This window comes from Kitasatospora sp. NPDC096128 (assembly GCF_040303105.1).
Classification (GTDB): domain Bacteria; phylum Actinomycetota; class Actinomycetes; order Streptomycetales; family Streptomycetaceae; genus Kitasatospora.
Genome location: NZ_JBEOSP010000040.1, coordinates 35,101 through 51,227, shown reverse-complemented (window position 1 = coordinate 51,227; position 16,127 = coordinate 35,101). Strand labels below are relative to the sequence as shown.

Here is a 16,127-nt window from a genome sequence, read left to right as displayed (position 1 = left end):
TCTCTCTCACAGTGCCGGTCGGAGCCGGGTGTCGATGAAGCGGAGGAGTTCGTCGTCGTCGGCGTCGGCCAGCTCGTCGGCCGAGAGCGTCTCCGCCGGGGCGGCGGTCGCGGTCGGTTCGAGCCGCCGGAGCAGGCTGCGCAGCCGGGCGGTGAGGTCCTCGCGGGCCTCCTCGTCCACAGTCGTGAGCGTGCGTTCCAGGGTGTCGAGGGCCGCAGCGGCCTGCTGCCGTTCCTGGACGGGGCCCATCAGGTGGCGCAGCTGTTCGGCGACGGCGGTCGGGTTGGGGTGGTCGTAGACCAGGGTGGCGGGCAGTCGGGTGCCGGTCAGCCGGGCCAGCCGGTCGCGCAGTTCGAGAGCCATCAGGGAGTCGAAGCCCGCGTACTCGAAGGGTTCCTCGGCCGGAAGGTGCTCGTCCGCCCCGAGCACCGCGGCGGCCTCGGCGCGGACCAGGTCGAGCAGCGCACCCGGGTCGGTGGCGACCAGCCGTACGGCCTGCGGCTCGGGAGCCGTGCTGCCCGGCGTGGGGTCGGCGGTGCCCCGGGCGGGATCGGCGCTGCCGGCTTCGACGAGGTCGCGGAGCATCGCGGGGGCCGGGCGGTGGATCGCGGCGGCGTCCAGGGCGAGCGGGACCAGGGCGGCCCGGCCGTCGGCGAGGCCCGCGTCGAACAGCCGCAGCCCTTCGGCGGGCCGGAGCGGCCGTACGCCGGTGCGGGCCAGCCGGGCCCGGTCGGCGCGGCCCAGGGCGGCGGCCATGCCGTCGGGGGCGTCCCAGGGCCCCCAGGCCAGCGAGACCGCGGGCAGGCCGGCGGCCCGGCGGCGGGCCGCGAGGCCGTCCAGGAACGCGTTGGCCGCCGCGTACCCGGCCTGACCGGCGGTGCCCAGGACGCCCGCCGCGGAGGAGCAGAGCACGAGCGTGACGGGCGCGGGGAGCACGCGGGTGGCCTGGTCGAGCCAGACGGCGGCGTCGGCCTTCGGGCGCAATACGGCGTCGAGCCGCCCGGGGGTCTGGGAGCCGACCACCGCATCGTCCAGCACCCCGGCGGCGTGCACCACCACGGTGAGCGGTGCCTCGGCGGGTACGCCCGCGATGAGGGCCCGCACCTGGTCGCGGTCGGCGACGTCGCACCGGACGACCTCGGCACTGGCACCCAACTCGGCCAGTTCGGCGCGGAGTTCGGCGGCTCCGGGGGCGTCCGCGCCGCGTCGGGAGGCGAGCAGGACGCGGCGCAGCCCGTGCCGGGTCACCAGGTGGCGGGCGATCAGCCGGCCGAGCAGGCCGGTGCCGCCGGTGAGCAGCGCGGTGCCGCCGGGGTCGAGCGCCGGCCCGTCCACGGCTGCGGCGGTGACCGGGGACAGCCGGGGCACCCGTACGGTCGAGCCGCGGAGGGCGAACTGCGGCTCGTCGGCGGCCGCCGCCTCGCCGAGGGCGGTGGCGACCGCTCGAGCGCGGTCCTCGGGGGTCGCGTCGGCGGGGAGGTCGAGGTCGGCGAGCAGCAGGCGGCCGGGGTGCTCGGTCTGTGCCGAGCGGACCAGGCCGCAGAGCGCGGCCTCGGCGGGGTCGACGGGTTCACCGTCCTCGGTGGCGACGCCGTGGCGGGTGGCGACGACCAGTCGGCGGTCCTCGCACCGGGGATCGGCGAGGAAGGCCTGGATGGCCGTCAGCACCCGGGTGGTCGACCGCCGGACGCGTTGCGGCTGGTCGGCGCAGGCATCGTGGTCGGCGCAGGCGTCCCGGTCGGCGCGGGCGTCCCGGTCGGCGCAGGCATCGTGGTCGGCGGGCGGGACCAGCAGCCAGTGCGAGGAGTCCGACGGCGGCGCCGCCAGGTCGGTGACCGGCGTCACGGTGACGGGCGCCGCGCCCCGCGCCGGCAGGTCCCGCCAGGCGACGCGGTACAGGCCTCCAGCGCCGCCCGAAGGTGCCTGTGTCTCCGGCCAGTACCGCCGCCCCCGGAACGGGTAGGTCGGCAGGTCGATCCGGCGCGCGCCGGGCGGCAGCAGCGGCGTCCAGTCGACGGGGACGCCGCGGACGAACGCCTCCGCGAGCGAGCGGGCGAACCGGTCCCGGCCGCCCTCGCCCCGGGTCAGGGTCCCGCAGACCGCGGCCGCCGGGCCCGCCCCGGCGTCGGCCAGGGTCGCCTCGATCGCCGTGCCCAGCACCGGGTGCGCGCCGACCTCGACGAAGGCCGTGAAGCCCTGCTCGGCGAGTGCCCGGACGGCCGGTTCGAAGCGGACCGGTCGGCGCAGGTTGCGGTACCAGTAGTCGGGCCCGACCGGCCCGCCGACCCAGCCGCCGTCGACCGTCGAGTACCAGGGCACCGTCGGGGCCGACGACCGTACGCCGTCCAGGAGTTGCAGCAGCTCCGGTTCCAGCTCCGCGACCCGGGCGGTGTGCGAGGCGTAGTCGACCGGGATCATCCGCACATCGATGCCGCGCCGCTCCAACTCGGCGTGGAACGCGCTGAGCGCCGCGCCGTCCCCGCCGACCACGGTGCGCTCGGGCCCGTTCACGGCGGCGATCTCGACTCCCCCGCCGCAGGCCCGGATCCAGTCCCGGACCCGGCGCTCGGGCAGCGGTACGGAGAGCATGCCGCCGCTGCCCGCGAGCCGGGCGCCGATGGCCCGGCTGCGCAGCGCGACCGTGCGGGCGGCGTCCGCCAGGGAGAGCGCGCCCGCCACGCAGGCGGCGGCGATCTCGCCCTGGGAGTGGCCGAGGACGGCCGCCGGGCGCACTCCGTACGCCTCCCAGAGGGCGGCGAGCGAGACCATCACCGCGAAGGACACCGGCTGGGCCACGTCCACCCGGTCCAGCGGCGGGGCGTCGGGGGCGCCGTGCACGACGTCGGCGAGCGACCAGTCGACGTGGCGGGCCAGGGCCCGTTCGCAGGCCGCCATCCGCTCCGCGAAGACTGCTTCGCCCTGCCACAACTCCCGGCCCGTTCCGGCCCATTGGGTGCCCTGGCCGGGGAAGACCAGCACCACGTCCCGGTCCGCCCGGTCCACCGGTACGGTGCCGGTGACCAGCCCGGGCGCCTCCCCGCCCGCGGCGAGGGCCCGCAGCGCGGCGCGGGCGTCCGCCGGCTCCGCCGCCAGCACGACGGCCCGGTGCTCGAACAGGGCCCGCCCGACGTGCGAGGACAGCGCCGCGTCCTGCGGCCGGGCCCCGCCGTCCAGCAGCTCGGCCAGCCGCCCGGCCTGGGCGGCCAGGGCCTGCGGGGTCCGGGCGGACACCACCAGCGGCACCGGGCCTGCCTCCGGCACCGGGCCTGCCTCCGGGGCCGGGCTGGCGATCGGGGCCGGGCCCGCACCCGGGGCCAGGTCCTCGACCGGGGCCTGTTCCAGCAGGACGTGGGCGTTGGTCCCGCTGATCCCGAAGGAGGAGACCCCGGCCCGGCGCGGGCGCTGCCGCTCGGGCCAACACTGCGTCCCGGTCCGCAGCCGCACCGCGCCGCCGGACCAGTCGACCCGGCTGCTCGGGCGGTCGACGTGCAGGGTGCGGGGCAGCACCCCGTGCTGGAGGGCCAGCACCGTGGCGGCCACGCCGACCGCGCCGGCCGCCGCCTGGGTGTGTCCGAGGTTGGACTTCACCGAGCCCAGCAGCAGCGGCTCGGCGCGTTCCGGCCCGTACGCGGCGATCAGGGCCTGGGCCTCGATCGGGTCGCCCAGCACCGTGCCGGTGCCGTGCGCCTCCACCGCGTCGACCTCGTCGGGGCGCAGCCCCGCGTCGGCCAGTGCCCGGCGGATCACCCGCTGTTGGGCGGGGCCGTTGGGCGCGGTCAGCCCGTTGGAGGCGCCGTCCTGGTTGACGGCGGACCCGCGCACCACGGCGAGCGGCCGCCGGCCGGCCCGGCGGGCGGCGGAGAGCCGCTCCAGGACGAGGACGGCCGCGCCCTCGGCCCAGCCGGTGCCGTCCGCGGCCTCCGCGAAGGCCTTGCACCGCCCGTCGGGCGCGATGGCGCGCTGGCGGGAGAACTCCACGAAGGCGTCCGGGGTGACCATCACCGTCGCGCCGCCGACCAGCGCCGTCGTGCACTCGCCGGCCCGCAGCGAGCGCAGCGCCAGGTGCAGCGCGACCAGCGAGGAGGAGCAGGCGGTGTCCACCGCGACGGCCGGGCCGTGGGTGCCCAGGACGTACGCGACCCGGCCCGCGGCGATGCTGGTCGCGCTGCCGGTGACGCGGTAGCCGTCCGCCGAACGGGAGACCGGGACGCGCTCGGTGTAGCCGTTGGCGAACACGCCGGTGAACACCCCGACGTCCTGGCCGTGCAGGTCGGTCGGGGCGATCCCGGCCCGCTCCAGCGCCTCCCAGGTGGTCTCCAGCAGGAGCCGCTGCTGGGGGTCCATCGCGGCGGCCTCGCGCGGGGAGATGTCGAAGAAGTCGGCGTCGAACAGCGCGGCGTCGCGCAGGAAGCCGCCGTGCCGGGTGTCGGAGCGGCCGGGGGCCTCGGGGTCGGGGTCGGCGAGGGTGGCGAGGTCCCAGCCGCGGTCCTCGGGGAAGCCGGAGGCGGCGTCCCGTTCCTCGGTGAGCAGCTGCCAGAGCTCCTCGGGGGTGGTGATGCCGCCGGGGAGGCGGACGGCCATGCCGGTGATCACCACCGGGTCGTCCGCGGCCCCGACCTCGATGCCGTCCTCGAAGAACCCTCCTTCCGGAGCAGGGGTTCCGCCGAGACGCGCGCGCAGCAGCGCGACCACGGCCGCCGGGGTCGGGTGGTCGAAGACCAGGGTCGCGGGCAGGGTCAGGCCGGTGGACTCGGCCAGCCGGTCGCGCAGGGCGACGGCCTTGAGGGAGTCCATGCCGAGCTCGGCGAAGCTCGCGGCGCCGTACCGGCGACCGGGCGGGAAGCCGAGCGCCGCCTCGGTCGCGGCCGCGACCAGTCCGGCCAGGCCGTCCGGGCGCGGCGGCCCGGGGGCTTGCGCCGGCGCGGGCAGCAGCCGGCGCAGCGCGGCCCGGTCGGCCTTCCCGGCGCCGTTGCGCGGGATCTCCCCGACCAGGTGCAGCCGGACCGGGAGCTTGTGGGGCGCCAGCCGGGCCGCGCCGAACTCCCGTACCGCCTCCAGGGTCGGGGTGCTGCCGGGTTCGGCGACGGCCACCGCGACGACGGTCTCGCCCCACTCCGGGTGGGCGGCGCCGAGGACGGCGAGCTCCCGCAGGCCGGGGCAGTCGGCCAGGGCCCGTTCGACCTCGGCGGGGTAGACCTTCTCACCGTTCTGGATGATCACGTTCTTCAGCCGGTCGACCAGGTAGAGGCAGCCGTCGGCGTCCAGCCGCCCGAGGTCGCCGGTGCGGAACCAGCCGTCCGCGTCCCGGAGCGGCTCCTCGCCGCGCCAGTAGCCGGGCGAGACGTGCTTGCCGCGCACCCAGACCTCGCCCGGCCGGTCCGGCCCGGCGACGTCCGTGCCGGTCTCCGGGTCGACGATCCGCAGCTGGGTGAAGGGCATCGCCCGGCCCGCCGAGCCGGCCTTGGCCAGGGTGAGCTCGGGCGGCAGGTAGCTGGCGAAGCAGGCGGTCTCGGTCAGGCCCCAGGCCTGCTGGAGCATCACCCCGCGCGCCGCGTAGTCGCGGACCAGGGCGGCCGGGACGGGCGCACCGGCGACCACGGCGCCGCGCAGCGCCGTCAGGTCGGCCTCGGCGAAGCCGGGCTGCCGGGCGAGCAGGGCGTACATCGAGGGGACGGCGAAGAAGGTGTCGACCTTGAGTTCGACCAGGTCGCGCAGGGTCCGCTCGGGGTCGAAGCGGCGGCGCAGCACGGTCGTGCCGCCCTGGCCGAGGTTGCGCAGGGTGAAGCAGTTGAGCCCGCCGATGTGCGACAGCGGGGTGACCACCAGGTTGACGTCGTCCTCGCGGGTGGTCATCGCCGCGTCGATGTTGGCGGCGTTCCACCAGATGTTGCCGTGGGTGAGCCGGACGCCCTTGGGCCGGCCGGTGGTGCCCGAGGTGTACAGCAGGACGGCGAGGTCTTCGGCGTCCAGCGGCGCGGGCCGGCGCGGCGGTTGGGCCGCGGCGGCCAGGGCCGGGGCGAGCGGCGTCCAGTGCGGGCCGGGCGGGGTCGTCACCGGGGCGGCCGGGTCGTCGTCCACGAGCAGCAACCGGGCGCCGGAGGCCCGGTCGACCAGCGGTACGTGGCCCGGTTCGGCCACCACGGTATGTGCGTCGCAGTCCCGCAGCAGCTCCGCCACCTCGGCGGCGCCGAGCCGGTGGTTGACGGGGACGAAGGCGGCGCCCAGCCAGCTGCAGGCGAGGTAGGCCACCAGCAGGGTGGGGCTGTTCAGGCCCAGGTAGGCGACCTGGCGGCCGGCCCTCACCCCGCCGTCGGCGAGCACCTCGGCGAGCCGCCCGGCCCGGTCCAGCAGTTCGGGGTAGCCGATCGCGGCTTCCTCGTAGTGCAGGGCCGGGCCGGCCCCGGGCCGCCGGGCCGCGCGGCGCAGCGCGTCGATCGGGGTGATCTCCAGATGCATGGTCGTCCTCCTGGTCGGGCGGGCGGGGCACGGTCAGGCGGTGGGCGCGGGCGTCCTGGCGTCCTCGGGCGTCGCGGCGGGGCCGGCCTCCGCCGGGGGCGCCGGCAGCCAGCCGGTCCGGACGAAGAAGTCCACGTAGCGCCGGAACAGCGGCAGGTCGACCGTCGGCCGGTCGATCCCGGTGCCGGCGAGCGCCCGGTCGGTGCCGGTCACGTCCATCAGCCGGTGGACGCCCTGGTGGCCGGAGAGCCGCTCGAACTCGTCGAGCAGCGGGGTGAGCGCGTTGCCCGGGTCGGCCAGCACCGTCCGACGCCACTCCTCCCCCGTCACCTCGGGGAGCGGGTAGCCCAACTCCCGCAGGTACCCGATGAGTTCACCGTACCCATCGGTGCCGGTGTTCTGCAGGTGGAAGGTGCCGCCGGTGCTCTCCCGCTGCCCCGCCAGCGTGGTGATCGCGGCGCTGACGTAGTCGACCGGGGTCATGTGGACGGCGCCCAGGCCCTCGCCCGCGAGCCCGGCCGGGACCGCCCCGGCCTGGACCAGGCCCTTGAGGCTCAGCCAGACGAAGTCCCGGGTCTGGCAGGCTCCGTGGCGCTGGTCCCCGCAGATCACGTCCGGCCGGTACACCGTCACCGGCAGGCCGCGCTCCCGGGCGATCCCCACCACCTGCTCGGCGACCCACTTGCTCTGCGCGTAGCCGTGGGCCAGCGCCTCCGGGGGGCCGGTGAGAGCGGTGACGGTCCGCGGGCCCTCGCCCGCGGCGGCAGGGGTGAACACCCCGGTGGAGGAGACGTGGTGCACCGGCACCGTGCGGTGCCGGGCGGCCAGCCGCAGCACCTCCCGGGTGCCGGCCACGTTGGTGGCCCGGAGTTCGGCGTAGGAACGCAGCCAGTTGACTGCGGCCCCGGCGTGGTGGACCACGTCGACGATCCGGGCCAGCCGGTCGAACTCCGGCTCGGTCAGACCGAGTCGGGGCTGCCCGAGGTCGCCGACCACGACCGCCAGCCGGTCCGGGTCGATCTCGTCCCACACTCGGTACCAGCGGAGCCGCTCGCGCAGCCGCTCCGTTGCGGCGGCCTGGTCGGCGGCCCGCACCAGGCAGTGGACGGTGGCCTTGGTCGAGCGCATCAGATCGCGCAGCAGGAAGGCGCCGAGGAAGCCGGTCGCCCCGGTCAGCAGCACCTCCCGGGGTTCGACGGCGACCGGGACGACCTCGGCGGCCGGGCGGATGTCCTCGTCGAGCCGGATGTCGGCCGCGAAGTCCCCGTCGGGGGCGGAGCGGGTGCCGGCAGTGCCGGCGGCGGCGAGGGCGCCGGCGGCGGGGAGGGCGCCGGTCGCCGCGAGCGTCTCCAGCAGGTGGTCGGCCAGCTCGGCCGGGGTGGGGTGGGCGAAGACCGCCCCGGCCGCCAGCCGCAGGCCGGTCAGCGCGTCGAGCCGGTTGCGCAGTTGGACGGCGCCGAGGGAGTCGAAACCCAGGGCCGGGAAGGCGTCCTCGGCGCCGACGCCGCCCGGGTCGAGGTGGCCGAGCGTCCGGGCGGCCTCGCGCCGGACCAGCTCGACGGCCCGCTCACGGCGCTCCCGGGGCGGCAGTGCGCCGATCCGTCGGGCGAAGGTCTCGGCCACGGCCTCGCCCGTCCCGGCCCGCGGGCGGGGCGGCAGCGGCGTGAGGCCGGTGAAGACCAGGGGGACCTCGGCGGGCCGCTGCCGGAGCGCCCGTAGGTCCAGCGGGGTCGCCACCACGGCGGCCCGCCGGCCGGCCAGCGCGGCGTCCAGCAGGTGCGGGCCGTCCTCGGCGGTGACCGGGCGCAGCCCGCCCCTGGCGATCCGGCGCAGGTCCGCCTCGCCCAGGTGCCCGGCCATGCCGCCCTCGTCCCGCCAGAGCCCCCAGGCGAGTGAGGTGGCGGGCAGGCCGAGGGCGGCACGCTGCTCGGCCAGGGCGTCCAGGAAGGTGTTGGCGGCGGCGTAGTTGGCCTGGCCCGGCCCGCCGACGATCCCGGCGACGGAGGAGAACAGCACGAAGGCGGACAGCTCGTGCCGGAGCGTGAGCTCGTGCAGGTGCCAGGCCGCGTCGACCTTGGGCCGTAGCACCGCCGCCAGCCGCTCGGGGGTCAGGGCGGCGAGCATCCCGTCGTCCAGCACCCCGGCGGCGTGCAGCACGGCGGTGAGCGGCCGCTCGGCCGGGACGGCCTTCAGCAGGGCGGCGAGCGCGGCCCGGTCGGCCACGTCGCAGGCGGCGATCTCGACCCGGGCGCCGAGGACGGTCAGCTCGGCCCGCAGCCGGTCCGCGCCGGGGGTCGCCGCCCCGCGCCGGCCGGTGAGGAGCAGGTCCGACACGCCGTGCCGGCGCACCAGGTGACGGGCGAAGACCGCGCCGAGCGCACCGACGCCACCGGTGATCAGCACGGTGCCGTCGCGGCGCCAGGGCGAGCCGCCGGCGGCCTCCGGCCCGGACGGCGGGACGGCGCGGGCCAGTCGGGGCACCAGGGCGCGACCGGCGCGCAGCGCGGCCTGGGGCTCCCCGGAGGCGAGCAGGGCGGGGAGGGCGGCGAGCGAGGCCGGGTCGTGGTCCAGGTCGACCAGCAGGATCCGGTCGGGAGCCTCGGACTGGGCCGAGCGCAGCAGACCCCACACCGCGGCCGCCGCCGGATCACCCGCCCCGGCCACGGCGCCTCGGGTCGCCACCACCAGCGGCCGTCCGGCGGTCCGTTCGTCCGCGAGCCAGCATTGCGCCAACTCCAGGGCCCGTACGGCCAGTTCGTGCGCACGGCCGGGGACGTCGGGCCCCGGCGCCGGGGACAGCGGTGCCAGCACCGCCTGGTACTCCCCGACGGCGGCCAGCACCGCCCCTAGGTCGCCGAAGCGCCGTCCCACGGACAGGGCGGGCTCCGCTTCGCCCGCTCCCTCCGCTTCGGCTGCTCCGTTCGTGAGCACCGCCCACCGGACCGGCGGTACGGCCGTCGGCAGGGTGACCGGCACCCAGTCGAGGTGGAACAGTCCGTCGTGCGCACGGGCCCGCGCGGTCGCGGCCGCCCGCTCGACAGTCGGACGCACGGTCACCGCCTCCACCGAGGCGACCGGACGGCCGGTCGCATCGGCGAGGTGCAGCGCCGGGCCCGCCGGCCCGGGGGTGATCCGGGCCCGGATCCGGGTGGCACCGTCGGCGTACAGCCGGACGCCGCGCCACTCGACGGCGGACCCAGGCCCGGCGCAGCGGACCACCCGCTCCAACAGGTCCGGGTGCAGGCCCCAGTCCTCAACCGCGCGCTCGTCCGTCAGGGCCACCTCGACGAAGAGCTCCTCGCCGCGACGCCACCGCGCCGTCACGCCGGCGACCTCCGGCTCGACGGCCGCCGGTTCGCCGGCCTCCGGTTGGCCAGTCTCCGGTTCGGCGGCCTCCGCACCCGGCGGCGGCCACGCCCCGCCCTCGGCCACCGGCCGCGCGCCGCCCCGGCTGAGCGCACCCGAGGCGGCCGGGACCCAGGCCCCGTCCTCCCCCGAGCGGGTGTGCACCGTGAACCGGCGGCGACCGTCCGCCTCCGGCTCGGCCAGCACCAACTGGGCCTCCAGCGAACCGACTTCGGGCAGCACGGCCGACTCGCCCACCAGCAGTTCGTCGAGCACCGCGCACCCGGCCTCGGCGCCCGCCCGGAGGGCCAGCTCGACCAGCGCGGCCGGGGACGGCTCCGGCAGCCGTCCGGCGAACAGCAGCCCGCCGTGCCCGGCCACCTCGTGGACGGCGGACAGCAGCGGGTGCGCCAGCGGCCGGCCGCCCGGTCCGGCGGTGACCGCCGGGCCGGAGGTCAGCCAGTACCGTTCCCGCTCGAACGGGTACGTCGGCAGCTCCACCGGCCCCGAGCGGCGCGGCCCCAGGACGGCGCGCCAGTCCACCGGCACCCCAGCCGCCCACAGCTCCCCCAGCGCCGCGACCAGTCCCGGCCCCTCGGCCGCGCCCGCCCGGACGGCGGCCACCGCCGTCACGGCCGCACCCTCGTCCAGGCAGCCGCCCACCAGGGGCGACAGCACCGCGTCCGGGCCGACCTCCAGCGCGACCCCCACCCCCTGGGCGGCGAGCGTGCGGACCGCGTCCAGGAAGCGCACCGGTTGGCGCAGTTGGGCCGTCCAGTGGTCCGGGGAGCGCAGCTCCTCGGCGGTGGCGAGCCGCCCGGTCAGGGTCGACACCAGCGCCAGCGTCGGCGTGCCCGACCGCACGCCGGCCACCGCGCGTCGGAACTCGTCGAGCGTGCCGTCCAGCGCGGCCGAGTGGGCGGCCCGGCTGATCGCCAGCCGTCGGACCCGGCGGCCCCGGCCCTCCAGTTCGGCGGCGAGCGCGCCCACCTCCTCGGCGGGCCCCGACACCACCACGGAGGACGGACCGTTCACCGCGGCCAGCGAGACCCGCCCGCCGTACGGCGCGAGCAGCGGGAGCAGTTCGGCCTCCGTGGCCTCCAGCGCCACCATCGCCCCGCCGACGGGCAGCGCCTCCACCAGCCGGCCCCGGGCGGACAGCACGGCGGCCGCGTCCGGCAGCGAGAAGACGCCCGCGGCGTGCGCCGCCGCCAGCTCGCCCACCGAGTGGCCGGCCACCACGTCCGGCCGGACCCCGAACGACTCCAACAGCCGGAACAGCGCCACCTCGTAGGCGAACACCGCCGCCTGCGAGTACGCGAAGCGGTCCAACGCGCCCGCGCCGGAGAGCACCGCGCCGAGCGGCACCTCCAGGTACCGGTCCAGCTCGGCGCAGGCCTCGTCGAAGGCCGCGGCGAAGGCCGGGAAGGCGTCGTACAGGCCGCGCCCCATCCCCGGGCGCTGCGCGCCGTGCCCGGTGAACAGGAATGCCGTCCGGCCGGGCCGTGCGGCGACGCCGTCCTCCGCCCCGAACGCCCGCAGCCGGTGCAGCAGGGCGTCCCGGTCGGGGCCCACCAGAGCGGCGCGGTGCTTGAGCGCGGCCCGGCCGGTGGCGAGGGTGTCGGCGACGTCCCCGGGCGAGACCTCGGGGTGCGCCTCCAGGTGCTCCAACAGCCGTACCGCCCGGGCGCGCAGGGCCGGCCCGGTGGCGGCCGACAGCAGCCACGGTACGGCGGGCAGCGGATCCGCCTCGGCCCTCGGCTCGGGTCCGGGCCCCGGCTCGGGCGTTGCCGTCGGCTCGGGCTCCGGCGCCTGCTCCAGCACCAGGTGGGCGTTGGTCCCGCCGACGCCGAAGCCCGAGACGGCGGCCCGGCGCGGCGCTCCGGTACGCGGCCAGGGCTGTTGCTCGGTGAGCACCCGGACCCCGGTCCAGTCGACCAGCGGCGTGGGCTCGTCCACGTGCAGGGTGCGGGGCAGCACGCCGTACCGGAGTGCCTGCACGGTCTTGATCACGCCACCGATCCCGGCGGCGGCGGCCGCGTGCCCGATGTTGGACTTGAACGAGCCCAGCCAGAGCGGCCGTTCGGCCGGACGGTCCGGACCGTAGACGTCCAGCAGGGCCTGGGCCTCGATCGGGTCGCCCAGCCTGGTCCCGGTGCCGTGGCCCTCCACCGCGTCCACCTGGGCCGGGGTGAGACCCGCGTCGGCCAGCGCCCGGCGGATCACCCGCTCCTGGGCGAGGCCGTTGGGCGCGGCCAGCCCGTTGGAGGCACCGTCCTGGTTGAGCGCCGAGCCGCGCACCACCGCGAGCACCCGGTGGCCGTGCCGACGGGCGTCGGAGAGCCGTTCCAGCAGCACCAGCCCGGCGCCCTCGGCCCAGCCGGTGCCGTCCGCCGAGGCCGCGAAGGACTTGCAGCGGCCGTCCGGGGACAGGCCGCGCTGGCGCGCGAAGTCGACGAAGCCCAGCGGGGAGCCCAGCACCGTCACCCCGCCGGCCAGCGCGAGCGCCGACTCGCCGCCGCGCAGCGAGCGCACCGCCAGGTGCAGCGCCACCAGCGAGGAGGAGCAGGCGGTGTCGACCGTGACGGCCGGGCCCTCGAAGCCGAAGGTGTACGCGATCCGGCCGGTGGCCACGGCGCCCAACCGGCCCGTCAGCAGGTAGCCCTCGTACTCCGCCGGGGCGTCCGGGCCGAGGTACGACTGCTCGGAGACGCCGGCGAACACGCCGACCCCGGCACCGCGCAGCGGCGTCGGGTCGATGCCCGCGTGCTCGAACACCTCCCAGGCGGTCTCCAGCAGCAGCCGCTGCTGCGGGTCCATGGCCATGGCCTCGCGCGGGGAGATGCCGAAGAAGGCGGCGTCGAACCGGGTCGCGGTGTCCATGAACCCGCCCTCGCGGGCGTACGACGTGCCGGGCGCCGCAGGATCGGGGTCGTAGAGGACGTCGAGGTCCCAGCCGCGGTCGGCGGGGAACGGCGTGACGGCGTCCCCGCCGTCCAGCACCAGCCGCCACAGGTCCTCGGGCGAGCCGATCCCGCCCGGGAAGCGGCAGGCCATGCCGATGACGGCCACCGGTTCAGCGGACTCCTGCCGGGCCTCCTCCAGTTCGGCCACCCTCCGGCGCGCGCTGCGCAGTTCGGCGGTCGCCCGCCGGAGGTAGTCGACGAGCTTCTCGTCGTCCGACATGCTTGGCTTCCTCTCTCGGCGGGCGGACCGTCAGGTCCGGGCCCGGCCGAGCTCGTGGTCGATCAGGTCGAACAGCTCGTCCTTGGTGGCGGTCTCCACCCGGCCGTGGCGGTCGAGGAGTTGCCGCAGGCGGTCGGTGGCCGCGTGGACGGCGGGGTCGTCGGCCGGGCGGGCCGCCAGGGCCTGTTCCAGGCGGGCGACTTCGGCGAGCGGGTCCGGGCGCTCCGCGGTGGCCGTCCGGTCGAGCAGGAGGTCGGCGACGGCCTCCGGGGTGGGGTGGTTGAACAGCACGGTGACCGGCAGCTCGACCGCGGCGAGCGCGGCCAGCCGGTTGCGCAGCTGGACGGCGGTGAGCGAGTCGAAGCCGAACTCCCGGAACGGACGGGTGACTTCGATGGTCGTCGGATCGGCAATCCGCAGGACGGCGGCCGCCTCGGCACGCACCACGTCGAGCAGGTGGGCGCGCCGCTCCCCGGCGGGGAGTTCGGCCAGGCTCCGGGCGAGCGCGCCGGTCTCCACCGGGGTGGTCGACGGCACGGCGGGGGCCGGGGAGTCGGCGGAGGTGCTCGGCTCCAGCCAGTAGCGCTCGCGCTGGAAGGGGTAGGTCGGCAGCTCGACGTGCCGGGTGCCGGTCCCGGCGAAGAAGGCCGACCAGTCGACGGGCGCCCCGAGCACGTGGAGCCGGGCGAGCGCCCGGACTACGGCGCACGGCGCCGCCTCGCCGGCCGCCAGCGCGGGCACCGCGTGGCCGCCCTCGCCCGCCCCCAGGACCAGTACGGCGCCCAAGTCCAGTGGCAGCTCGCCGACTTCGGCCAGCCAGGCCGCCGGCTCGGCCCACCACTCGACCGGCTCCTCGCGGCCGGTCGCGGCCGACAGCAGGGGACGCTCAGCCGGCTTGAAGGCCAGCCCCGCCACCGTCTGGCGGAACTCCGCCCGGGCCGCCGGGTCCTCGCCCTGCCGGCGCAGCCGCTCCCGCGCGGCGAGCAGGCTCACGGCGTCGGGCACGGAGAGCACCCCGGCCAGGTGGGCCGCGACCACCATCCCATCGCCTTCGCCGACCAGCGCCGAAGGGCTCAACCCCCAAGCCGCGTACAGCCGGTGAAGTGCCACCTGGGCCGCGAAGCCGCCCGGCACCCCGGGGACGCCGGCCAGCTCCTCGTACCCGGCGGCGAACACCGGGAAGGCGGAGCGGAGTTCGACCACCGCCTCCGGCCCCGGCCCCTCGCCGCCCCGACACAGCAGGACCGTTCGGGTCCCGCCGACCGTCCGCCGGGCACCGTCCTCCGCCAGGCTCCCGGCCAACTCGTTCAGGGCTCCGACGAGTTCGTCCGCCGTACGGCCGACCACCGCGGCCCGGTACGGCAGCGCGGCCCGGGTGGCGGCCAGCGCCCGGGCGACGTCCCGGTGGTCCGGGGCCGGGTCTGGTCCGCCGACGACGGCCAGCAGGTCACGCGCCCGGGCCGCCAGGGCCGGGACGGAACGCGCCGAGAGCACCCAGGGCACCACCGGCAACGCGGCCTCGGGCTCCGCGGCCTCAGGCAGCGCGGCCTCCTCCAGGATCACGTGCGCATTCGTCCCACCGAGCCCGAAGGAGGAGACCGCCGCCCGGCGCGGCCGTTCGCCCCTCGGCCAGTCGCGGGCCTCGGTGAGCAGCGCGACCGCCCCCGACGCCCAGTCCACGTGCGGCGAGGGCTGCTCGGCGTGCAGGGTCGCGGGCAGCCGGCCGTGTCGCAGCGCCTCGACCATCTTGATCACGGCGCCGACCCCGGCGGCCGCCTGGGTGTGCCCGAGGTTGGACTTGAGCGAGCCCAGCCACACCGGCCGCTCCGGCGAGCGGGCGCCGTACGTGCGCAGCAGCGCCCGGGCCTCGATCGGGTCGCCGAGCGCCGTCCCGGTGCCGTGGGCCTCGACCGCGTCGACGTCCTCCGTGGTGAGCCGGGCGTCCGCCAGGGCGGCGCGGATCACCCGTTCCTGGGCGGGCCCGTTGGGCGCGGTGAGCCCGTTGGAGGCGCCGTCCTGGTTGACGGCCGAGCCGCGCACCACGGCGAGCACCCGCCGGCCGTCCCGGCGCGCGTCGGACAGCCGGGCGAGCATCAGCAGCCCGGCGCCCTCGCCCCAGCCGACGCCGTCGGCGGCCGCCGAGAAGGCCTTGCAGCGGCCGTCCGGGGAGAGGGCCCGCTGGCGCGAGAAGCCGAGGAAGGCGGCGGGGGTGGACATCACCGTCACTCCGCCGGCCAGGGCGAGGTCGCACTCGCCGCGGCGCAGCGCCGTACAGGCCAGGTGGAGGGCGACCAGGGAGGAGGAGCAGGCGGTGTCGACGCTGACGGCGGGGCCCTCCAGGCCGAAGGCGTAGGCGAGTCGGCCGGACAGGATGCCGGGAGCGCTGCCGCTGAAGAGGTAGCCCTCGAAGTCCTCGCGGGGCAGCTGCGGCCGGCTGCCGTAGTCGTTGTACATCACCCCGGCGAACACGCCGGTGCGGCTGCCGCGGAGCTGCTCGGGCGGGATTCCGGCGCTTTCGCAGGCCTCCCAGGCGATTTCCAGCAGGATTCGCTGCTGGGGGTCGGTGCCGAGGGCTTCCCGGGGTGACATGCCGAAGAATTCGGCGTCGAACCGGTCGGCCTCGTACAGGAATCCGCCGTGTTCGACATAACTGGTGCCGACGGTGTCGGGGTCGGGATGGAACAGGGAGTCGAGCGGCCAGCCCCTGTTCGACGGGAATCCGGAGACGGCGTCGACCCCGTCGGCGACCAACTGCCAGAGACGTTCCGGGGTGTCGGCGCCGCCGGGGTAGCGGCAGGCGGTGCCGATGACCGCGATCGGCTCGGACTGCCGTTCCTCCAGGGCGCGCAGGCGTTCCCGGGTGTCGACGGCGTCGGCGACCACACGCTTCAAGTACTGGCGCAGGGTGTCATTGTCGGCCACGTGGGTCTCCGGTCCTGGGCGGGGCGGGCAGGGGGCGGCGCGACGTCGGACAATCGCGCACGCACCTTAGCCGGGTAGGTGATCTCTATCAGATCTGACCCGCCGTCAACATTTTCACCAGGAAAGTATGCAGAGCAGTCAATCGTCCCGGTATTTCCGACGAGCCGTCAAAGTGCCCAAGAAATCAGCCGGTTCGGATACGATCACCGGGCCTTCCC

Annotated in this window: 2 protein-coding genes and 1 pseudogene; all 3 read right to left on the bottom strand. The window is 77.1% G+C overall.

The genetic code is table 11. From position 1 onward, the window contains the following. Window positions 1-6: 6 nt before the first annotated feature. On the bottom strand, window positions 7-6,456 hold the full coding sequence (locus tag ABTY61_RS33090) for an SDR family NAD(P)-dependent oxidoreductase (RefSeq protein ID WP_350508838.1): 6,450 nt from the start codon (window positions 6,454-6,456) through the stop codon (window positions 7-9). Window positions 6,457-6,489: 33 nt separating this feature from the next. Then, window positions 6,490-12,987 carry a type I polyketide synthase gene (locus ABTY61_RS33085; protein WP_350508837.1) on the bottom strand — a complete coding sequence of 2,166 codons (6,498 nt, stop codon included), beginning with the start codon at window positions 12,985-12,987 and terminating at the stop codon, window positions 6,490-6,492. A 30-nt stretch (window positions 12,988-13,017) separates the two neighbouring features. Next, window positions 13,018-15,906: pseudogene (locus ABTY61_RS33080) on the bottom strand (type I polyketide synthase); the annotation flags it as partial. Window positions 15,907-16,127: the final 221 nt, after the last annotated feature.

Excerpts from the sequence above, each read along its gene's own strand:
- ABTY61_RS33085 (WP_350508837.1), bottom strand. The coding sequence starts at position 12,987 with ATGTCGGACGACGAGAAGCTCGTCGACTACCTCCGGCGGGCGACCGCC.
- ABTY61_RS33090 (WP_350508838.1), bottom strand. The coding sequence starts at position 6,456 with ATGCATCTGGAGATCACCCCGATCGACGCGCTGCGCCGCGCGGCCCGG.